This window comes from Arhodomonas sp. SL1 (genome assembly GCF_052060015.1).
Classification (GTDB): domain Bacteria; phylum Pseudomonadota; class Gammaproteobacteria; order Nitrococcales; family Nitrococcaceae; genus Arhodomonas.
Genome location: NZ_JBPODZ010000010.1, coordinates 64,462 through 84,737, shown reverse-complemented (window position 1 = coordinate 84,737; position 20,276 = coordinate 64,462). Strand labels below are relative to the sequence as shown.

The 20,276-nt window shown below is 63.2% G+C and carries 17 protein-coding genes; 11 read left to right on the top strand and 6 right to left on the bottom strand.

Annotation, left to right across the window (positions count from 1 at the left end; genetic code table 11):
- Window positions 1–557 precede the first annotated feature (557 nt).
- A complete protein-coding gene (locus ACQ754_RS13635) occupies window positions 558–2,456 on the bottom strand; it encodes a VWA domain-containing protein (RefSeq protein ID WP_440997580.1) in 1,899 nt (632 codons plus the stop codon).
- A gap of 347 nt (window positions 2,457–2,803) precedes the next feature.
- Between ACQ754_RS13635 and ACQ754_RS13630 the strand changes: the two genes are divergently transcribed.
- The 5 genes from ACQ754_RS13630 to ACQ754_RS13610 all read left to right on the top strand — a co-directional run bounded on the left by ACQ754_RS13630 (window position 2,804) and on the right by ACQ754_RS13610 (window position 10,754).
- Complete coding sequence (locus ACQ754_RS13630) at window positions 2,804–3,019, top strand: hypothetical protein (protein WP_440997579.1); 216 nt, start codon at window positions 2,804–2,806, stop codon at window positions 3,017–3,019.
- 44 nt (window positions 3,020–3,063) lie between these two features.
- On the top strand, window positions 3,064–4,599 hold the full coding sequence (gene iaaH, locus ACQ754_RS13625; RefSeq protein ID WP_440997578.1) for an indoleacetamide hydrolase: 1,536 nt from the start codon (window positions 3,064–3,066) through the stop codon (window positions 4,597–4,599).
- 387 nt (window positions 4,600–4,986) lie between these two features.
- On the top strand, window positions 4,987–8,484 hold the full coding sequence (locus tag ACQ754_RS13620; protein WP_440997577.1) for a PAS domain S-box protein: 3,498 nt from the start codon (window positions 4,987–4,989) through the stop codon (window positions 8,482–8,484).
- Entirely contained in the window at window positions 8,471–9,682 is a 1,212-nt protein-coding gene (locus ACQ754_RS13615) for an EAL domain-containing response regulator (RefSeq protein ID WP_440997576.1), read from the top strand. Before ACQ754_RS13620 ends, ACQ754_RS13615 begins: the two co-directional genes overlap by 14 nt.
- A gap of 85 nt (window positions 9,683–9,767) precedes the next feature.
- The gene (locus ACQ754_RS13610; protein ID WP_440997575.1) at window positions 9,768–10,754 is read left to right on the top strand and encodes a diguanylate cyclase domain-containing protein; all 987 of its coding nucleotides are present in this window, start codon (window positions 9,768–9,770) and stop codon (window positions 10,752–10,754) included.
- Here the strand turns inward: ACQ754_RS13610 and ACQ754_RS13605 are convergent.
- Window positions 10,751–11,581: a Fic family protein gene (locus ACQ754_RS13605; RefSeq protein WP_440997583.1), complete on the bottom strand. Its 831-nt coding sequence runs from the start codon at window positions 11,579–11,581 to the stop codon at window positions 10,751–10,753. The genes ACQ754_RS13610 and ACQ754_RS13605 overlap by 4 nt on opposite strands.
- Between ACQ754_RS13605 and ACQ754_RS13600 the strand changes: the two genes are divergently transcribed.
- Complete coding sequence (locus ACQ754_RS13600) at window positions 11,567–11,761, top strand: hypothetical protein (RefSeq protein ID WP_440997584.1); 195 nt, start codon at window positions 11,567–11,569, stop codon at window positions 11,759–11,761. The two genes, ACQ754_RS13605 and ACQ754_RS13600, sit on opposite strands and share 15 nt — an antisense overlap.
- 385 nt (window positions 11,762–12,146) lie before the next feature.
- Here ACQ754_RS13600 and ACQ754_RS13595 read toward each other — a convergent pair whose 3' ends face one another.
- The 4 genes from ACQ754_RS13595 to ACQ754_RS13580 all read right to left on the bottom strand — a co-directional run bounded on the left by ACQ754_RS13595 (window position 12,147) and on the right by ACQ754_RS13580 (window position 15,372).
- On the bottom strand, window positions 12,147–12,494 hold the full coding sequence (locus tag ACQ754_RS13595) for a hypothetical protein (protein ID WP_440997574.1): 348 nt from the start codon (window positions 12,492–12,494) through the stop codon (window positions 12,147–12,149).
- 119 nt (window positions 12,495–12,613) lie between these two features.
- Window positions 12,614–13,036 carry a hypothetical protein gene (locus ACQ754_RS13590; protein WP_440997573.1) on the bottom strand — a complete coding sequence of 141 codons (423 nt, stop codon included), beginning with the start codon at window positions 13,034–13,036 and terminating at the stop codon, window positions 12,614–12,616.
- A gap of 373 nt (window positions 13,037–13,409) precedes the next feature.
- Window positions 13,410–14,603, bottom strand: coding sequence for an L-2-hydroxyglutarate oxidase (gene lhgO / locus ACQ754_RS13585; protein ID WP_440997572.1), 1,194 nt, complete (start codon window positions 14,601–14,603; stop codon window positions 13,410–13,412).
- A gap of 64 nt (window positions 14,604–14,667) precedes the next feature.
- Entirely contained in the window at window positions 14,668–15,372 is a 705-nt protein-coding gene (locus ACQ754_RS13580; RefSeq protein WP_440997571.1) for an ABC transporter ATP-binding protein, read from the bottom strand.
- 179 nt (window positions 15,373–15,551) lie between these two features.
- Here ACQ754_RS13580 and ACQ754_RS13575 point away from each other — a divergent pair, with 179 nt between their 5' ends.
- The 5 genes from ACQ754_RS13575 (at window position 15,552) to ACQ754_RS13555 (ending at window position 20,249) form a co-directional block, all read left to right on the top strand.
- Window positions 15,552–16,781: an ABC transporter substrate-binding protein gene (locus ACQ754_RS13575; RefSeq protein ID WP_440997570.1), complete on the top strand. Its 1,230-nt coding sequence runs from the start codon at window positions 15,552–15,554 to the stop codon at window positions 16,779–16,781.
- A gap of 79 nt (window positions 16,782–16,860) precedes the next feature.
- The gene (locus tag ACQ754_RS13570) at window positions 16,861–17,616 is read left to right on the top strand and encodes an ABC transporter ATP-binding protein (protein WP_440997569.1); all 756 of its coding nucleotides are present in this window, start codon (window positions 16,861–16,863) and stop codon (window positions 17,614–17,616) included.
- A gap of 8 nt (window positions 17,617–17,624) precedes the next feature.
- On the top strand, window positions 17,625–18,542 hold the full coding sequence (locus ACQ754_RS13565; RefSeq protein ID WP_440997568.1) for a branched-chain amino acid ABC transporter permease: 918 nt from the start codon (window positions 17,625–17,627) through the stop codon (window positions 18,540–18,542).
- A gap of 11 nt (window positions 18,543–18,553) precedes the next feature.
- A complete protein-coding gene (locus tag ACQ754_RS13560) occupies window positions 18,554–19,573 on the top strand; it encodes a branched-chain amino acid ABC transporter permease (protein ID WP_440997567.1) in 1,020 nt (339 codons plus the stop codon).
- Window positions 19,574–19,592: 19 nt separating this feature from the next.
- The gene (locus tag ACQ754_RS13555) at window positions 19,593–20,249 is read left to right on the top strand and encodes a GntR family transcriptional regulator (RefSeq protein WP_440997566.1); all 657 of its coding nucleotides are present in this window, start codon (window positions 19,593–19,595) and stop codon (window positions 20,247–20,249) included.
- The last annotated feature ends 27 nt before the right edge of the window (window positions 20,250–20,276 follow it).

Here is a 20,276-nt window from a genome sequence, read left to right as displayed (position 1 = left end):
GCCTTGGGCGATGCGCTGAACGCCGTGCTGGTTGCCGCCGGGCACAACATCCGACTGCTGCTCCGGGCCATGGCCGATCTTTTGCGCCGAATCCTGGGACGGCTACTGGGCGCCATCAACACCGTCGGCCGGAATCAGAATCCCGAACCCGGAATGCGGGCTGCCGCGTAATGGGTTATTCAGGACGGACTATCTCCACTCGCTAGCCTGCGACGCCGGCCAGGGTTACCTGGTCGCCAGGCCTATCCCTGCGGACGAGTGCGGGGACTACCTGCGATCGCGCGCTGTATAACCCAGTATGGCCTGCGACGAGCGAAGTGGCACAACCGCAGTCCCGAGCGGACGGTGGTGAGCTTCGCAAGGAGATTACGCGCCCCGAGGAACGTTCGCACATGGGGGCGCACCGTGGGATTCGAGATCCGGCGGGGGCTTTTCATCGTCGCGCTAGCGGACGATGTCGATCCCGTTGCGCTCGCCTCGGTGGGCCACCGATGGTCGGCTGCGCCACATCGTGGGGGATTTGACTCCCCTTCGTGCGACGGTGCGGCCTTATTGCGTCAGCCCTCGCCGAAATCCACCGCCTTGCGGGTCGTTTCCCCGGCGCGGACGGCGATACCTTCGATGACCTGGTCCGCGGCGTCGATGCCGTCGGGACGGATCCGGAGGCGATACTCGCCCACCGGCACCGCGTAGGTGACGGCGCCGTCGCCGCCGGTGCTGCCCCGGTCCGTTTCCTTGCCCGTGTCCTCACTGACCAGATAGGTGCGGGCATCGAGGGGGTTACCCTCGTGGGTCACCTTGACCTCCAATCGCCCGGCGGGGATATCCAGACTGCGGGAGGTGGTGCGGTCCGCCTGGACCACTATGTCCTCGATCACCTGGTCCGGCGCAGCGATGCCTTCCGGGCGGATCCTCAGGCGGTACGAGCCCACTGGCACCGCGTAGGTCACGGCACCGTCGCCACCGGTACTGCCGCGGTCGGCCTCCTTATCGGTCGCCGCATTGACCAGGTAGGTGCGGGCATCCAGGGGCTTCCCATTGGTGGTCACGTCGACGTTCAACCGGCCCGAGGGAATATCCAGGCTGCGCGAGGTCCCTGCGCCGGGCTCGACCGTCACGTCCTCGATGTGCTCGTCGGGCGCGGCGATGCCCTCGGGACGGACCGTCACACGGTAGCTCCCCGGCGGCAAGGCATAGGAGACTGTGCCGTCGCGGCCGGTACTGCCGCGGTCGGCCTCCTTGCCGGAGTCCACATCGTGCACGTAGGTGCGAGCATCCAGCGGCTCGCCGTTGGTGGTGACCTTGACCCGCAGCTCGCCCGAGGAGAAGTCCGCGGATTCCCGGAGAGTTTCGCCCGCGGCCACGCTGACGCCGGTTAGCCGCCGGTCGGGTGCCGCGACGTCCTCGGGACGCACGTTGATGTCGTATTGGCCGGGTGGCAGGTTGTAGCGTGCCTGACCATCCTCACCGGTATGCTCGCGGGTTACTTCGTTGTCGCTGCCCGCTTTATACACATAAGTCCGCGCCGCGCTCGGCTCGCCGTTGGCCGTGACGATGAGCTCCAAGACGCCGGCGGAAAAATCCACCGTGCGCTCGATCTCGCCTTCTTTCGGGACTGTGATGCCATCAAGGTGCTGCGCCTGGTCTGCATCGATGGACTCGGGGACAACCCGCACGTCGTAGCGTCCTGGCGCCAGCGCCAGGCGCGCGGGATTGGGATTGTGGTCGTCGGGGTGTTTGCCCAGGGTATCGCGCAGGACCTCGTCATCGCTGCCGGCCCGATAGACGAACACCCGCGCTGCGGTCGGGGCACCGTTGCGGGTGGCCGTGAGGACCAGTGCCGGCTTCACGGCAACGGCTTCCTGCAGCGCGTGACTGAGCTCCTCGGCATTGGCCGCGGTGTAGTACTCGCCGCCGCCGGTGCGCGCCATGCACTGGAGCTGTCCGGCATCGGTATCGCCGAGGCCGAAGCCCACCACATGCATGCGAAACTCGATGCCGGCATCCCGCGCGGCTTTCACCGCCGCGCAGGGATCGCCACCGCACGATTCCAGCCCATCGGAGACCAGTACGACGCTCGCGGTTTCCTCCACCCGCCGGAGCTCCTCGAGGGCCTGGTTGACGGCGTCCCTGATCGGCGTCTTGCCCTTGGGGTTGAGCCCCTGTATGCGATCCACCAGTGTTTGGCGATCCAGCGGCCCCAGCGCCACCAGGGATTCGATATCCGCGCAATCGCCCTTCCTTCGGTGGCCATACGCGTACAGTCCCGCCCGGGCGTCGTCCGGCAGCTCGGCGACCAGCTCGCTCATGACTTCCTTGGCGATACTGATCTTGGGTGTTTCGTCGACGCGGCCCCACATGCTGCCGGATCCGTCGAGGATGAACAGCAGATTCTGCCCGGCTGCCGCTGCGAGGGGAGCGGTGAGAAACAGCACTAGAGCCAGGATCAAGCGCATGGCAATCCCCTTCTGATACTTGATTCACACGCATGCCGCGGCGACGGTGCATTGAAATCAATGGTAGGCACCGCGGGATGCGAAATCCAGCCGCTTGCTCCACAGGATCGCCCGGAGCGAAGTGAATCCCTGATAAAGGCGGCAATCCGCATCTCGCCCGCACAGCCGACAACGCGGTGGGAAGGCCCTATACGCTGGGTGCGTTCATTGTAGTCTAGCGAAATGGGTCGGTGTGACGACCGGTAAGGACTCGTGTGCGTCTCGGACAAGCAACCCCCGATTTTCCTCCCTATCCTGTGAGGTAAGGACAACCCCAACCAATATCGCAAGCCCGGAGGAGGACCACCATGGCCATCGAGCATGCGGGCTTCCGCGTCGCGGCGGCTCAAGGCGTCCCCGCCTTGCTCGAGCTCGACGCCACCATCGAGAAGGCTCTCGCGCTGCTGGAAAAAGCCGCGAGACACGGCGCCGCTGTCATGGACGACACGAACAAGGAGCTGCTACTCGAAGGTGGCGGCTTTGCCCGGATCTACGCCGCGGATGGCTGGCGCATCCGTTTCTAATAATCCCTCGTGGTCTCGAAGCAAACCGCCCAACGGAGGTATCTATGTCCGGTACGCGCTTCGTTTCAGGTATCGCGCTGCTTTCGGTCTTCCTGGGCGGCGCCAGTGCGCAGGCCCTGTCAGACCAGGAGCTCCTGCGGCTCGGCGCCGGTGAGGCAGCCGAGCAGATTGCCCAGGGCGAGCTCACCAGCGAGCGCCTGACCGGCGTTCTTCTCGAGCGATTGGAGGCGAACCGGCACCTGAATGCGTTCATAACCGTCAACGCCGAGGCGGCCCTGCGCCAGGCGCGGCGGGCCGACGAGCACAGGGAGTCGGGCGGTGACCTGCCCCCCTTGCACGGCGTGCCGGTGGTGTTGAAGGACAACATCGACGTGGCCGGGCTCGCGAGTACCGCCGGCACGCCGGCATTGGCCGGGCACGTCCCCGCCGAGAGCGCGCCTGTGGCCCAAGCGCTCACGGACGCGGGCGCAATCGTACTGGGCAAGACCAATATGCACGAGCTGGCGTTCGGGATCACCAGCCAGAACTTCGAGTACGGGGCTGTGCGCAACCCGTACAACGCACTGACCTTCCCGGGCGGCAGCAGCGGCGGAACGGCCGTTGCGGTCGCCGCGCTAATGGCGCCGGCCGGCCTGGGGACGGACACCGGCGGTTCCGTGCGCATTCCCTCGGCCCTGACCGGTCTCTACGGATTCCGGCCGAGCGTCGGGCGTTACGATCAGCAAGGCATCACGCCCATTTCCCATACCCGGGATACCGCCGGGCCCATTGCGCGAAACATGGCCGACGCGGTGCTTCTGGACGGTGTGCTGGCGGGGACGTCCACGGGTGAAGACCCGGTATCGTTGGATGACCTCCGAATCGGCGTGCCGCGCGGCTATTTCTACGAGAATCTCGATCCCGATACCCGGGCGTTGACGGACGCCGCGTTGAAGCAACTCGAAGAGGCCGGCGTCACGCTGGTCGAGGCGGACCTCGAAGGCATCGGCGAGCTCAACAGGAAGGTGGGTTTCCCACTCGCTCTCTACGAGGTGCTGCGCACGCTGCCGGAGTATCTCGAGGGCACGTCGCCAGCGGTCACTGTGCTGGAAGTGATCGAGAATACAGCGAGCCCTGATGTCGCCGGAGCGCTGGACTCGGCCATTGGCGAGGACAGGGAGGTCGGGACCGAAGACGATGCCATCTCCGAGGCGGCCTATCGCCAGGCCATGGACGAGTTCCGTCCGCAGCTCCAGGAGCTCTATCGCGACTATTTCGAGCAGCATGACGTGGAGGCAGTGATCTTCCCCGCCACCCCCCTTCCGGCACGGCTTATCGAAGGCAGCGTCGAGTCAGTGATGCTCAACGGCGAGGCGGTGTCGCCGTTTCCGACGTACATTCGCAACACTGACCCCGGCAGCAACGCGGGCATCCCCGGGCTTACCGTGCCGGTGGGTGTCACGCCGCAGGGGCTGCCGGTGGCCGTGGAGCTCGATGGGCCGGCGGGCAGCGACCGGCGTCTACTCGCAATCGGGCTGGCACTGGAGTCAGTGCTCGGGCATCCGCCACGACCCGTGCTGGACGGCGGTCAACGCGAATGAAAACGAGCAGCGGCGCCGCATGCACCGCCCTCGCTGAAAGTCGAGCGTGATGCGGTCGCGATGATCGCTCGGGCTGCGGGGTAGGAGAACCGCCGGGCGCTTCCGAAGGTGTTCGCACGCATCCTCGGGATAAGCCCCGGCGCATACCAAAAACGCTTCAGCGGGTCCGCGGGAAGAAGGGGCGGTATCACGTCCGGAGCGCTTCTATGGGTCCCACAGCGGGCACGGATACATCCACGAAGGCCCGGGATTCGCTGGGTGTTGGCACCGGACTTCACTCGGTGTCCATAGTTGCCGTAACAGTCGCACTTCTGTGCCGTCGTGCGTAGGCTGTATGCAAAGTAGGCATCGTATCGGGCGCTGCAGCGTCTAACCGGGAGGCCGAAGATGGCGGGGTCCTCATGGCGAGATTCGGAGCCAGAGCCCTTTGAGGCGTTGCACCACGGTATCGTTGACGGTGCCAGGGTCCGCGGGTTCGATCGGTTCGTGGAGAACGCCGCCGACGGGTGCGACTGTCCGATAGCATTGTTCAGCCTCCGTATCGAGGATGGGCATCGGGTCATTTCGGCTTTCGGCATGGATCCGGAGACCATCCCGGAAGATGTGATACCGCGGGAAGGTGCCCCTGGGGCGGATGGATTGCTCAAGATCCCCGACGCCACGGCGGATCCCCGCCTGGCCGAACATCCCCTCGTCGTAGGCGAGCCGCATATCCGCTTTCTCGCGTGCGTGCCAGTGACCGGTCTCGATGGAAGGCACCTGGGTACGGTTTCCGTGATGGATCTCCAACCGCGCACGCTGGATAAGGCCCGGTGCGCGCTGCTGCAGGCGCTCTCGCGGGAGGCCGCGGTGGTTTTGGAGCTGGAACGCCGGCAACGCGAGTGCCAGCGCGAGGTGCTCCCCCGCATCGCCGGCGACGCTGCCCGGGTCGGTGGCTGGTACTGGGAGCGGGGCAGTAATGAGGTGATCTGGTCCGATCTGACCTGTGATATCCACGAGTGTCCGCGTGGCACTCGCGTGACCCTTGAGGAAGGCATCGGTTATTACGTTGCCGACGATCGTCCGCGCATCCGCCGTGCGGTCGAACGCTGCCTCCGCGACGGTACGCCTTTTGACGAAGAGCTCCGCATCATTACGGCCACCGGGCGCCGGCTTTGGGTGCGTAGCATCGGTGAAGCGGTACGGGATCCGCAGGGAGAGATCGTATCCCTGCAGGGTGCGTTCCAAGACATCGACCGCCGCCGGACAGCGGAGGAGCACGCCCGGGCGCTGTCGGATCGCATGCGCCACACGTTGGAGCAGATCAGCGACGCACTGTTCACCCTGGATCGGGAGTATCGGTTCACCTTCATCAACGATGAAGCCACCCGCATTCTGGGACGGCGACGCGATGCCCTGCTTGGTGAAGTGATCTGGGAATGCTGCGGCAAAGGCGACGATGGTCCGTTTTTCCGGGGCTACCGCCGGTCCATGGAGAACCGCGAGTCTGTGGTCGTGGAGGACTACCATCCGACGCTGCGGGCGTGGTTGGAAGTTCGCACGTATCCGACTGACGAGGGGCTGGCGGTCTATTTTCGTGACGTCAGCGAACAGCGCCGTGCCCGCGAGCAGATCCACTTGCTCGAGAGCAGCGTGAATCAGCTCAACGATATGCTGCTCATCACCGATGCCTCGCCCTTGGGGCGACCCGGCCCACGGATCGTTTACGTCAACGAGGCGGTGGTGCGGCAGACGGGATATGCCCGCTCCGAGCTGATCGGCGAAACGCCGCGGATTTTCCAAGGTGAGGGCACGGATCGCGACGAGCTGGCGCGCCTTCGAGCCGCCCTGGAGGCCGGCGAGCCAGTACAGGCCTCGCTGGTGAACTACCACCGTAACGGCACCGCATACTGGGTGGAGCTCAATATCAACCCACTGACCGATGCGCGGGGCACGGTCACTCATTTTGTCGCGGTCCAGCGCAACATTGATGAGCGGGTTGCCGCCGAGCGGATGCTGCGTGAGAGCGAGGAGCGCTTCCGAAACGTCGCCCGCGCCACGGCCGACGCCGTCTGGGACTGGGATCTCGCCACCGACGGTGTTTGGTGGAATGAGGGACTCTACAACCTGTTTGGCTATCGCCGCGAGGACCTGCCACCGGACTCCCGCTCTTGGAGCGAGCACATACACCCCGATGACAAGGCCAGCGTTTTGGCCGACATTCACCGGGTCATAGAAGGCACCGGCATCTACTGGGAACACGAATACCGCTTCCTCTGCCGCGATGGTCGCACCGCGCAGGTGCTCGACCGCGGTTTTGTGATCCGCGATGCCGAAGGGAAGGCGATACGCATGGTCGGCGGCATGACCGATGTCACCGAGCAGCGGGAGTTCCAGGCCCGCGTCGCCGAGCAGGCTGCATTACTCGAGCAGGCGCGCGACGCCATCATCGTCCAAGACATGCATCATCGGGTGACGTTCTGGAACGGCGCCGCCGAGCGCATCTACGGGTGGCGCCGAGACCAGGCACTGGGGGCGGATCTGGGCGGCCTGATCGGAGAGGATGCCGAGAAATACCGGCAGGCGACGGCCGAGCTTCTCCGGCGCGGCAAATGGGCCGGCCGCATCGAGCAGCGCCGATGCGATAACACCCCCATCACCGTCGAGGCCCACTGGTCTTTGGTCACTGACGAGGCAGGCAATCCGGAAGCGATCTTTGCCATCAACTCCGATATCACCGAACGGCTGGCTCTTGAGGGTCAGCTCCAGCGCGCTCAGCGCTTAGAGGCGATTGGTCAGCTCACGGGCGGTGTGGCCCATGATTTCAACAATCTTCTTACCGTCATCTTGGGCAATGCCGATTTGCTTACCCGAATGCTTGCCGACCAGGATCGTCCGCGACAACTCGCCGAGCTCGTGCTCACTACCGCGGAGCGGGCCGCGGAGTTGACCAATCGGCTACTCACCTTCGCCCGACGCCAGCCGCTGCAGCCCGAACCGACCGACATCAACGCGCTGGTGGGCGGTATGGAGGATCTCCTGCGGCGTACGCTCGGTGGGAACATCGAACTTCGCCTGCTTTGCGCCGCCGCCCTCCCGCCCGCGGAGATCGATCCTGGACAGCTGGAGAGCGCACTGCTCAATCTCTGCCTCAACGCCCGGGATGCGATGCCGGCGGGGGGGCGGCTGACCGTGGAGACCGACACGATCGTGTTGGACGCGGACTATGCGGCCCAGCGCAGCGAAGTCGTGCCCGGCGAATACGTGCTGGTTGCGGTTTCCGATACCGGCGAAGGTATCCCGGAGGGGCGACTCGAGAACGTCTTCGACCCGTTCTACACCACGAAGGCAGAGGGCAAGGGGACAGGGCTCGGGTTGAGCATGGTGTATGGCTTCGCGAAACAGTCCGGCGGGCATGTGAACATCTACTCCGAGCCGGGCCAGGGCACGACGGTGCGGCTGTATCTCCCACGGTCCGAGGCGGGTAGCGTCGTCACACGGTTGCGCCCCGAGCGCGAAGAGATACCACGGGGCAGTGAGACGGTCTTGGTGGTCGAGGATGACCCTATGGTCCGGCAGCACGCCCAGACACGGCTCGCAGACCTCGGCTACCGAGTACTCAGCGCCCCGGACGGGGAGGCGGCGCTCGGTATGCTACAGGGCGATACGGAGATCGACCTGTTGTTCACCGATGTCGTGATGTCCGGTGGTATGAACGGTCGCGAGCTCGCCACTGCCGCAACCCGTTTCCGTCCCTCGTTGCGAGTGCTCTACACCTCCGGATACACGGAGAACGCGATCGTGCATCACGGCCGGCTCGACCCTGGTGTGCATCTCCTGCAAAAGCCCTATCGCCACGCCGAGATGGCCGCCAAGGTGCGGGAGGTGCTGGATGAATCCCGGTGACGCCCACGCTGATGGGCGAATCCTGATCCTCGACGATGACCCGCAGGTGGGGCAGACGGTGGCGTGGATGGCCGAGAACCTGGGAATGCAATCCCGGGCCACTACCAACCCGACACGGTTTTTCGAGTTGCTCGAAGAATGGCCACCGAGCCACATCGTGCTCGACCTGGTGATGCCGGCTATGGATGGCGTGGAGATCATGCGCCACCTGGCGGGGCGCCACTGTCAGGCGAGAATCATTATCTCTAGTGGAGTGGGGACCCGGGTGCTCGATGCCGCCCGTCGTGCCGCCGCGGAGCACGCGTTGCCGGTAGCGGGCGTGCTCCCCAAGCCGTTTACCACCGACAAGCTCGAGGACTTACTGCACCGCGGAACGGAACTGGCAGCGGGGGAGACGGTGGCGGCGAGCCATCTACCCCCGGAGATCCCACCGGCCTGGATCGAACAGGCTCTGAAGACGCGGGAGATCGAGGTCGCCTATCAGCCGAAGGTGGCCTGCGGCGACGGCAGCGTGATGGGCTTTGAGGTCCTAGCGCGTTGGCATCATCCGCAGCATGGCGTCATACCCCCGGATCGGTTCGTACCGGTGGCGGAGGCGAACGGCCTTATCCGGTCGTTGACCGAGCGTGTGCTTGAGTCCTCTCTGATCTGGATGGCGGGGAGGGACGCCGTTGAGTCCCGCGTGACTCCTTTGACGCTCGCTGTGAACCTCTCGGCGCGCTGTCTCGATGACGTCACCTTTGCTGATCATCTGGCCGGGCAATGTCGTGACCATGGTATCGAGCCGGAACGGGTGACGCTGGAACTCACTGAAACCGCTGCCATGGAGGACACGGTCACAGCTCTCGACCTGCTCACGCGGCTGCGGATGAAGGGCTTTCACCTCGCCATCGACGATTTCGGCACTGGCTATTCCTCGATGGTACAGCTCACGCGGCTGCCATTCTCTGAGCTGAAAATCGACAAGTCCTTCACGATCGCCGCCACGGCCTCGGAAGAGGCCCGCACCATTGTCCGCTCCACCATCGATCTGAGCCGTAGCCTGGGGCTGGAGGCGGTCGCCGAAGGGGTCGAAGATGCCGCCACCCTTGAGTTGCTACAGGAGCTGCGCTGCGACATGGCGCAAGGCTACTATATCGCCCCTCCCATGCCACCGGATGCGATAGCAGACTGGCTCACCGCTTGGCGCCAGCAATAGGCCGGGCCCGGTAGCCGGGAGAGCACCGCTCCCTGTGTTCCGGTAGGGCGCGAACCTGGCGCCCGATGGAGGGGTCACCAGACCTATGGACTTCAGCAATCTGGTTCCGGCGCGGACCGTCCGCCTCGCTACCGTGTATGCCGCGATCGTTGCGAGCGCAACCGTGGTGTTCGCCGTATTGGCTGAGTGGCGTGTGGTCTTTGGTGGCGCGGGCGTGGCTACGGTGTTCGTCTTGCTCGCCTGCTACTACCGCCGTGTTGAGACAGCGCGGCAGCGTTCGGTGCTGCTTGCCGCCGCCGGCGCGATCAACGCCCTTGCCTTGGTGGCCATCACCGATCCCGGTGTCCATGGAGATCCTTGGCTAATGCCCCTGATCCTGTTCAACCACCTCGTCGCCACTCCGGTCATGGCGCTTGCGTTGAGCGTAGTATCGGTGGGTGTTGCGATCACGCTCGAAGGGTACTGGAACGATCCAACATTGCTGGTCTCCACGTTGGGTGCGGCGCTGCTCATCATCACCGGCCTATTGATCTTCGGGACGGGCCTGCAGGCGCGGTTGGGCGCGCTCAGTAGTCGTATTCGCCGGGATGATTTGACGGGATTGCTTAACCGCCGTGCCTTAGACGAGGATTTGGATGCGGCCGTTTCCGCGGGTGAGCCATTCGCGATCGTGTTGCTGGATCTGGACCGTTTCAAGCCCCTGAACGACTGCTATGGCCATCAGGCTGGTGATCGGGTGTTGCAACGTTGCGGCCGATTGTTTCCTCGTCATCTGCGCGACCGGGACCAGGCGTATCGTTACGGGGGCGAGGAGTTTGTGCTACTGCTCCCCGAATGCGGGTCGGCGGAGGCCTTGCAGATCGCAGAACGTGTGCGTAGGGCGGTGGAGGCAGCGACCCTTGGCCCCGAGGGCGATACGACGATTTCAGCCGGCACGGCGGCCTGGCGCGGAGGTGATACGGCCGCCGTGGTGATTGAACGGGCCGATTCGGCGCTTTATGCAGCCAAGCAAGCGGGGCGCAACTGTTGTATCGATGCAGATGCTGTACCGCCCGAGTCGGCAGCGCGTTAGCGGTCAACACGCTCGGGAAATAGTCCAGGCATCAACCGGGATGCAAGGTGTGCCGGGAAGGCGAGCCGCAGCGGCGCTCGCGTGCTCGGTGAGCTCACAATTCCATGCTCAATGAGAGAAGCGGTGATGCGGCGCGCATGACGGTCGCTGACACCAAGCAGTCCTGCGACGTCACCGCGCGGCAACTCGCCCCGGTAGAGAAGGGCCTCCAGGATTTGGTCGGCTCTAGGGGGCAGCGCGTCGCGGCGTATTTCCTCTTCGGCCCACAACAGTAGGCGCGCCCGCAGACGGTCGGGTTGGACAAGCGCTTCCATGAACTCGACCTGATCCAGGCAGACCCGCAGGAAAAACTCCGCGAAATCCGCCAAGGCCTCTTCACTGAGGTTGCCCCGGCCGTCAAGGTCGTTGCGCCGCTGCCTGTCGCAGGCTATGAGCTTTTCCCTGTATTCCCGCTCATGACGGGCCAGGCCTCGCGAGGCGGACCAAATCGCTCCACTATCTAATTGATCCAGCAAAATGGCGTGGGACATCATCCGTGCCACGCGGCCGTTGCCGTCAACAAACGGGTGAATCCAGAGAAGCCGGTGATGCGCACAAGCCGCGGTGAGTATGGCGTCGGTGCGTCCCGTACGGCTATAGACCGCCTCAAAATGTTGCAGGAACCGGGGCAAAGCGCGGGGGTTGACCGGGACGTGTCGGGCTACCCGGACGTCGTGCCGGCGAAATGCACCGGGGATCACCGGTAGCCTTCCCCCCGTCCGGGGATGCTCCACCCAAAGCAGCTCATCCGGCAGAAGCTCGCAGAATCTGCGATGGATCGCGCACAACCCGGTGACTGTCGTCGTTTCGCCAGCCAAACCGCCGTCATCAATCCATTGTTGGACCGCTATGTGCGCCCTGGCCTCAAGCTGAAGATTGCGCTTGGTCGCATCATCGCTGTAGTCACCTTTGAGAGCGCGTTCGATATCGACCGGATGGGTGTCATGGCCTCAATCAGGTTGCTGTAGTAGCAAATCATCGCCCTGACGAGATCCGCCAGTGCGCGGCGCACGCCATCCGGCAAACTGCGTCGGAACCCTGCAGCACGTCCAGTAAGTTCGACAACCAGATCGCTCAGGCGTCCGCGGTGGCGTGATGTCTCACTGACAAGCAGGGGCTCGATCAGCGCCACTCGCTCCCCTCGGTCCTCTGCCGGGGCGATGTCCGGTTTATTGGCCGGCTTTCGATCACTCATACTAATAAATCGATCAGATAGATGCGGGGAAGACGAGGGGAAGTGAGGCCGCCTTGATGTCCGGATCCCTGGCCGGTTGCCACGCTCCGTGCATTACCGATAAACACTGCCGCCATGTGAGCGCCGAGCGTGGACGCCGCGCTCGGCGATATCCTCCGCTAAGGGCAAAGAGGGTGATCTGGGTCGGCCGGGCGCGCTCCGTGCGCACGAACAGATGCGGCCGGAAGCGCGCGCTCGAGGGCCTCGCGCTCCGCCCGCTCCTGGTCCCGGCGCTGGGCGCGGGTCCGCTCGATGGCCTCGTTCAGGGCCTCAGGGTCTTCGGGGAAGAGGCCGAGCAGCCGCCGTGCCAGATCCGGCGGGCAGTCACCGTCCTCCAGCAGGCGGTGGATGCGCCGGAACGCCTTGCTGCGGTTGCGCACCTCCAGTCGATCCCCCCGGGTGCGGATCAGCTCACGCTGGCGGGGTTTGCCGAGCCGCTGGGCCAGGAACTCGGTGATGGGCCACATGGGCAGACCTCCTTCTTTCCAACTCGGATGCTAGGGAGCGTGGCCCTCCGGATACGATTCCGCCGAACGGTTCGTTGTCGCCTTCGGGACGAGGGATGACGCATCTTGATTGATGGGACTCAGGCCGCCCGTTGCCCCGCCCGGCCGCGTGCCTGGCGGAAGAAATACAGCCGTCCGTGCACCTCCTGGAGCTCGTAGTCCGGCAACCCGTTCAGCGCCCGGTGGGCCATGCGGCGGAAGATCCGTTGCTTGCGCTGCGAGACGGTGGCGATGAAGAACCATGCCGGCCGCCTGCCGTGGATCCAGTTCAGCACCAGCGGTCGGGCGGCGTTGAACACGGCCCAGGCGTTCTCCGCCAGGTCCACGTCATCTGTGGTGGCGTAGTCGGTGCCGAAGGGATCGGTGGGGTGGTGCATGCGCTGGAACAGGCTGCCCTTGCGGGGGGAGTAGCCGCCCTCGAGCCAAAGGGCTACCGGCCCGCAGGGCGCCGCGTAGACGCCATAGACCAGATGGTCGACGGTAAACCTGCCGAGTTGGGCCATGGATTACCCCCCTTTTCGTTACCACGGCTCCATTGTGCTTCCGGAGCGCGACACATGACGTCGCATCAAGGCACAGCGGCACGGCTCAGATCAGGGTGTGATCCCGATATATCGCCATGACGAGGCCGCCGGGCAATGCAAAGCTCACCGAAAGCGCAGCACAGCCTACCAGCCGCGCAGGAGGGTCCACTGCACCGGGGGAAGTTCGCAGTCTATCAGCAAGTTTCGAGTAGATTGGGTCAAGTCCAACTTGGCAACTTTCCTAAGCGTTGATTTGCACGCCCATGGGCCCTGATGGCGAGTTCCATCTGAACAGGTTGGGAGCGGCGCAAAAGCATTTGATCACCGCGTGCCGCGTACCGATGCCGGCGGTTTACGCTGCCTTCTCCAGTTCGTCGATGATGCGGTCCGCTATAGGAATGGCAGAGGTGGCCGCGGGTGACGGTGCGTTGGATACGTGAAGCATCCGTTTCGTTTGCTCGAATAGGAAGTCATGTACCAGGGAGCCATCGCGGCGGACAAGTTGCGCCCTGATTCCGGCGACGTGGGGCTGGAGATCCTCTAACGTCAGTGACGGACAGTACTTACGGCACTGCTCGAGATAGTGTCGTTTGAACAGCGAGTTTCGTCCTTCCGTGATAGCGGAGCGATAGTTCCGTGCCAGCATTTTCCAGAAACCGGGAAAGCAGGCGAATGATCGGATGTCGCGCCCGCTGAACTGTCCCTTCGGGTAACACTCTCGTCCCATTCCCAGCACCGCGTTGGGGCCGACGGTCACGCCGCCGTCGATCATTAGGGTGAGATGAATGCCCAGAAACGGCAGGTCAGGGTCGGGGACCGGGTAGATCAGATGCCGAATGGTTCCGCGTCGCTCCGGGGGCAGGGCGAAGTACTCGCCGCGGAACGGAACGACCTGGTAGTCCACTTCAAGGCCGGCCATGGTCGCCAGTCGATCGGCTTGCAGGCCGGCGCAGACGATGAGATGTCTGGCATCGTATTCCGTCTGCTGGGTGGCAATACGCACACGATCGTTTCTCTCCTTGATGGCGGTGACCGGGGCGCTGCATTGGATGTCACCACCAAGCGCCTGAATCCTTTCGCCCATGGCGCGCGCGACACGCCGGTAATCCACGATACCGGTCGACGGTACCAGCAGTGCTTCCAGCCCGGCGATGTCCGGCTCCCGCTCAAGGAGTTCCGCCTGGGAGAGGCGCTGGACTTCGATGCCATTGTGCTGACACCGATCATGGAGCGCGTCCAAGCGCTGCACTTCCAACGCAGTGGTAGCCACGATGAGCTTACCGCAGACCTCAAACGGGATTCCCGATTGTTCGCAGAAGCGTTTCGTCTCCGCCGCTCCCCGCCGGCACAGCTCGGCCTTCAGGCTCCCGGGGGCGTAGTACACGCCGGCATGAATGACACCGCTGTTATGTCCGGTTTGATGCGCCCCGAGGTCCTCCTCCTTCTCCAGCAGCACCAATGAGCCCCCGGGATTGCGTTCTAGCACTCGCATGGCCGTCGCAAGCCCGACGATACCGCCGCCCACGACGCAGTAGTCATATGTCACGGATTACATCTCGTTGTTGGTGTGTGACGTCGCGGGACCGCCCGGTGCGGGTATGGCCGGGGGGTCAATGACCGAAATACGCTGCCTCCAGCCTTTCGGGGTCTGAGAGCTCATCTGTGGATCCCTCGAGGACAACCTGTCCGCCACGAAGGATGTAGGCACGCGAGGCGATGTTCATCATCCAACCAGTGGACTGTTCGACGATGAGCAGGGTGAGCCCCCGGTTGTTGAGTTCACGCAGGCTCTCATAGACCTGATCGATTACCAGTGGCGCAAGTCCCAGGGAGGGCTCGTCGATCATCAGGAGGCTCGGCTTTTGTAGGATCGCCCTGGCGATCGCAAGCTGCTGTTGCTCTCCGCCCGAGAGATGCCCTGCAACTCCCTTGTACCGAGCGCGCAGGATCGGGAAGAGCGTTTGCACGAAGTCAAGATCTTCCTGGACGGCCTTCCGGTCGCGGCGGGTGGTGGCCGCTAGCGTGAGGTTCTCCTGGACCGTGAGGCTTCCGAAGATGTGGCGACCCTCAGGAATCAGGATTAGACCTTGACGGCAGAGTTGCTCCGGCTGTTGACGTGTGACCTGTGAGCCACGAAACCGGACCTCACCTGAGACTGGCTTTACCAGACCGGCGAGGCTTTTCAACAGTGTGGACTTCCCTGCGCCGTTGGGGCCGACCACGAACACCACCTCGCCCTCGGCAACCGACAGGCTGGCCTCACGCAAGGCCGTAAGCCGGCCGTAACCTGCGGTTAAACCAGAAATCTCCAGCATATAACTCTCCTCGCGCCAGCGCTTAGCGCTGTTCTCTGGTGCCTGCCCCGTTCCGGGGTCGCGGGTCTGAGGCTTCGTCATGCCGGTGACGACGAAGTTGACGGCCTGAGTTATAGCTTCTAGTCTCCAAACTGTCCACCGTCCACTGTGGACGGATTTGGCATAAGGAGGAGTAGAGAGTGAATACGAAGAATCGCTTCGGGATGGGGGGGCGTACCTCGGTGGCTGCTGCCGCGGCCCTGCTTGGGCTTTCCCTGGCTGGTGGCGCCCACGCCCAGGACGAGGACCCGATCAAGGTCGGCTTCGCGATTGCGAAGTCAGGATGGCTTTCCAATTACGATGGCCCGCCCTTCAAGGCTGCTGTGCTCAAGATCGAGGAAATCAACGAGGCGGGCGGTCTGTCCGGTCGACAGATCGAGTACGAGGTCATGGACACCAAAACCGACAGTGAGCGCTCGGCAACAGCCGGGGCGACGCTCGTGAATGAAGGTGTCGACCTGCTGATCGTCTCCTGCGATTACGACTTCGGCGCACCGGCGGCCTTGGCCGGCAACAGGGCGGGGATCATTTCCTTCAGCTTATGTGCCGCCGACCCCAAGATGGGTGTACAGGGTGTGGGTCCGTATGCCTTCACGGCCACCAGCGCCGCGCAATCGGAGGGCATCGCGATTGCCGAGTACGCCCAGAAGAATATGGGGCTGGAGACCGTCTACGTCCTCGAAGACACCACAATCGAGTACAACAAGTCCGCATGTGCCGGTTTCCGCGCCGCGTGGAAGCAGGGCGCGGGCGAGCAGAGCATCCTCGGCAACGACACCTTCAAGAATGATGACCCGTCCATAGCGAGCCAGATCAACCGGATCAAGGGATTGGAGGAAACTCCGGATGCGATCTTCATGTGCTCGATCACTCCGGGCGGTGCGTCCGCAACCCGACAGATCCGCGCGGCGGGAATTGATCTGCCTATCCTCGCCAACACCGCAATGGTCGGAAACTATTGGCTCGATGCGGTGCCGGACCTGGAAGACTTCTATGTGCCCGCGCTGATATCGATTTACGGCGATGATCCGCGCGAGGAAGTGCACGCCTTCCTGGAGAAGTTCGAGGCGCGTTGGGACGGCCCGCCGGCATCCTCCTACTCGGTGCTCGGTTACACCCTGATCGAGCAGTGGGAGTATGCGGTAAACGAGGCCGGAACGACCGATTCCGACCAAGTGCTCGCCGTGCTCAACCAGCTCGACGATCAACCCTTCACCGCGGGTCCGACGAGCTATACCGATCAACTTCATATTCAGGTGGACCGGCCCTGGCTGATCATGGAGGTCAGCGACGGATCGTTCCGGGCCGTGGAAACCTATCGCAACAGCATGACGCCGGACATGAAGCTGCTGTTCCGCGTTGGTCAGTGACTCCGTAGTCAGACTCCCATAACGCTATACGGCCGGCCCCTACGGGTCGGTCGCATCGAGGAGAGAAGGGTCGAATTCCATGCAGGCGCGGAAGAAAAACCTCCTCAAAGCGGACGGCATCCACGTTGATTTTGGTGGCATCAGGGCCCTTGGCGGCGTCGACCTTGCGCTGGAGCGGGATGAGATTCTGGGGCTCATTGGCCCGAATGGCGCGGGCAAAACGACCTTGGTGAATGTCCTGACCGGCTTTCAGGCGCCCACTCTGGGCCAGGCCTCGCTGGATGCGCACAACATCGGAAACCTCGGTGCGCACCGGACTGCAAGGGAAGGCATCGCGAGGACTTTTCAATCCGCACGGTTGTTTTCGAGCCTCAGTGTCCTGGAAAACCTGACTGTCGCGGCTATAGGGGTTGGCGAGAAGGCGGCGGAGGCCTATCGACGTGCGTGCCGGATACTGGAATGGATGGGATGTGCGGATAAAGCCAACCGCCCGTGCGGGGAGTTGTCTTACGGTGACGAACGCCGTATCGGCATCGCACGCGCACTTGCCACCTATCCGTCCTTTCTATTGCTCGATGAGCCCGCCTCGGGGATGAATGAGAGTGAGTGCGAAGATCTGATGCGCGTGATCTTCGAGATTCCCGGCAAGTTCGACTGCGGAATCCTGCTAATCGAGCACAACATGAAGGTGATTATGCAGGTTTGCCAAAGAATTCATGTGCTTGATGGCGGTATGAGTCTTGCCGACGGCCTCCCGGAAGAGGTCCAGAAAGACGAACAAGTGCGGCGCGCCTACCTCGGTGACCAGGCGGTCGACAGCGCAGTCGCGATCTAGGGTGTCCGATGAACAACGTAATTCAGGTTGTAGTCAACGCAATGGCCCTAGGTGGGTTCTACGCGCTCATTGCGCTGGCCATCGGGTTGGTGTTCGGGGTCATGCGGCTCATCAACTTCGCCCAGGGCGAGTACATGACCATCGGTGCCTATGCGCTCGTGGTGCCGACGGTGAGCGTGGCGCCACCACTACTGCTCGGTGCATGGCCCGCGCCGCTGATGATCGTAGGTATCGTCCTGATCACCATCGGGCTCGCGTACGCTACCGAGCGGGTGGCATTCCGGCCGCTGCGGAACACTTCCCCGGCGACACTCCTTATCTCTTCGTTCGCGGTGAGCTATTTCCTCCAGCATCTCGTGGTGTTGGTGCATACCGGCCGACCCAAGTCAGTCGGAATCGGAGAGGCCCTCACCAAGGCTGTAGAGCTCGGGGGTGGGATCAGTGTGCCGGGCGTGCAGCTGGCCACACTGGTGGTGACCGGCACATTGCTGCTGGCCCTCGTGCTGTTCCTGAAGAAGACTCCTCTGGGAATCCAGATGCGTGCTGCCGCTGAGAACTTCGAGATGGCCCGTCTGCTTGGCGTTCCAGCCAATCGTGTGATTTCGATGGCTTTCATGATCAGTGGCCTGCTTGCTGGTGCTGCGGCGCTGCTGATGGTCGTGCAGACCGGAACCTTGGATATCCGTATGGGCCTCATGCCGGTGGTCTACGGGTTCTTCGCCACCGTAATCGGCGGTATGGGGTCGCTGCCAGGTGCCGCGTTGGGTGGCTTCCTGGTGGGTGTGATCAGCGTATTGCTGCAGGCGTACCTGCCGGTGGATTTGCGGCCGTTTCGCGACGCCGGCGTCTTTGCCGTTGTCATCCTGATTCTGCTGGTCAGGCCACAGGGGTTGATCGTGACCCGGGCCGCCCGGGAGCGGGTCTGAGAGAGTTCACTATGCAACGAATGATGAGCCTATTGAGGTATTACTTCCCGGTGCTGTCGCTGGTGGCGTTGCTGCTCGTGGCGGTCACTTTCGCGGAAGTGCTTGGATCGCTCCCGGTTGAGCGTGCGGTCACCGAGGCGCTGATCTACGTGGTCATCGTGGTGGGGCTGTACGTATTCATCGGCAACTCCGGGATCATCTCACTCGGACATGTGGCGTTCATCGGCGTCGCCGCCTATGCGACGGCCTGGCAGACGTGCTGCCCCATGCTGAAGCCGATCACCATGTCCGGCCTGCCCGCCTTTTTACGGGAGGAGACCTACTCCGTGGGGTTATCGGCCGCGACCTCGGTGGGGCTCGCTGGTCTCGTAGCACTCGCGTCCGGGCTGGTGCTTATGCGGCTGTCAGGCATCGCCGCCTCCATCGCGACCCTTGCGGCGCTGTTCATCCTGAATGTTACCTATTCGAATTGGGACAGCGTAACGATGGGTACGGCGTCCGTCGTCGGCTTGCCGTACTACGTGACACCTTGGGTCGCGCTCCTCGGTGCCGTGGCCGCTATCATCGTGGCCTATGTCTTCCAGCGTTCCCCGCGGGGGCTGATGCTGCGGGCGAGCCGGGAGGATGCGGTCGCTGCATCGGCGGTCGGAGTGTCGCTGTACTGGAATCGCCTGCTCGCGTTCGTTATCTCGGGAATGATCGCCGGGCTTGGCGGTGTTCTGCACGCGCACTATCTCGGCACGGTGTCCGTGGACACGTTTTTCCTGAAGATGACCTTCCTGACGCTTGCCATGCTGGTGGTGGGCGGCATGGGCAGTCTCGCCGGCGCGGTCGTCGGGGTATTGGTCGTCCATACAACCGTCGATGTTTTTCGCCGCGTCGAGGAGGGGGTTTCGATCGGCGGCATGGAAGTTTCCCTCCCAGCGGGTACCCAGGAACTGATACTGGCAGCCATCATGCTTTTGATTCTGGTTTTTCGGAAAGAAGGCTTGATGGGTGGCAAAGAAATAGAATTGTCGGAACGCACCTGAGACGCAAGGAGGATGCCAAATGTTGGATAATGGAACGCTGTCCGCGCAGGTCGAGCAATACATTCTCAGGTCTATATTTAATGGGAATCTGAAACAGGGTGAGCGGGTCAACGAGACCGAACTGGCGTCCGAGCTCAAGATCAGCAGAAATCCGATTCGTGAGGCGCTGCGGGTTCTCAGCCAGAGAGGCGTGATCGTGACCGTGCCTCGCCGTGGTGCCTTTGTCCGGGAGCTTTCCCGTTCCTACATTGACGAATTGTTCTCTTTCCGGCGGCTCGTCGAGGGCTTCGCCGTAGAGCTCGCTGTGGAGGTGGTCACTGATGAGAACATTAAACAACTTGAGGAAATCGTAAGGGCCATGGAGTCTGCCGCGGACCGCGGTGACGAAGCAGCGCTGGTAGAGAATGATTTCCGGTTTCACGTGGTCATTTGCGAATTCTCGGGTAACGAGCATGCCCAGCGGGCCGTAGCGCAAATGCGCGCGGAGGTCCAGATGGCCATCTCCATGGCTAAGCAGCGTTTTGAGACGCTTCACGAGGCCGCTGCGGATCACTGGCCCATCGTTGAGGCAATGCGCTCCAGGGACGGGCAAGGCGCAGTGGAGGCGATCCAGTATCACATTGATGATGCGTGGAGCCGACTCACGGCAGAGCTTGAGATGCAGGCAGAAACCTGAATGGAACGCCCCGTCTTTAGGGGATAA

What these genes read in the sequence shown, in the direction of transcription:
- ACQ754_RS13610 (WP_440997575.1), top strand. Translation starts at nt 9,768, where the DNA reads ATGGACTTCAGCAATCTGGTTCCGGCGCGGACCGTCCGCCTCGCTACC.
- ACQ754_RS13565 (WP_440997568.1), top strand. Translation starts at nt 17,625, where the DNA reads ATGAACAACGTAATTCAGGTTGTAGTCAACGCAATGGCCCTAGGTGGG.
- iaaH (WP_440997578.1), top strand. Translation starts at nt 3,064, where the DNA reads ATGTCCGGTACGCGCTTCGTTTCAGGTATCGCGCTGCTTTCGGTCTTC.
- ACQ754_RS13570 (WP_440997569.1), top strand. Translation starts at nt 16,861, where the DNA reads ATGCAGGCGCGGAAGAAAAACCTCCTCAAAGCGGACGGCATCCACGTT.
- ACQ754_RS13615 (WP_440997576.1), top strand. Translation starts at nt 8,471, where the DNA reads ATGAATCCCGGTGACGCCCACGCTGATGGGCGAATCCTGATCCTCGAC.
- ACQ754_RS13555 (WP_440997566.1), top strand. Translation starts at nt 19,593, where the DNA reads ATGTTGGATAATGGAACGCTGTCCGCGCAGGTCGAGCAATACATTCTC.
- ACQ754_RS13630 (WP_440997579.1), top strand. Translation starts at nt 2,804, where the DNA reads ATGGCCATCGAGCATGCGGGCTTCCGCGTCGCGGCGGCTCAAGGCGTC.
- ACQ754_RS13635 (WP_440997580.1), bottom strand. Translation starts at nt 2,456, where the DNA reads ATGCGCTTGATCCTGGCTCTAGTGCTGTTTCTCACCGCTCCCCTCGCA.
- ACQ754_RS13590 (WP_440997573.1), bottom strand. Translation starts at nt 13,036, where the DNA reads ATGGCCCAACTCGGCAGGTTTACCGTCGACCATCTGGTCTATGGCGTC.
- ACQ754_RS13620 (WP_440997577.1), top strand. Translation starts at nt 4,987, where the DNA reads ATGGCGGGGTCCTCATGGCGAGATTCGGAGCCAGAGCCCTTTGAGGCG.
- ACQ754_RS13580 (WP_440997571.1), bottom strand. Translation starts at nt 15,372, where the DNA reads ATGCTGGAGATTTCTGGTTTAACCGCAGGTTACGGCCGGCTTACGGCC.
- ACQ754_RS13595 (WP_440997574.1), bottom strand. Translation starts at nt 12,494, where the DNA reads ATGTGGCCCATCACCGAGTTCCTGGCCCAGCGGCTCGGCAAACCCCGC.
- ACQ754_RS13600 (WP_440997584.1), top strand. Translation starts at nt 11,567, where the DNA reads ATGGATCGCGCACAACCCGGTGACTGTCGTCGTTTCGCCAGCCAAACC.
- ACQ754_RS13560 (WP_440997567.1), top strand. Translation starts at nt 18,554, where the DNA reads ATGCAACGAATGATGAGCCTATTGAGGTATTACTTCCCGGTGCTGTCG.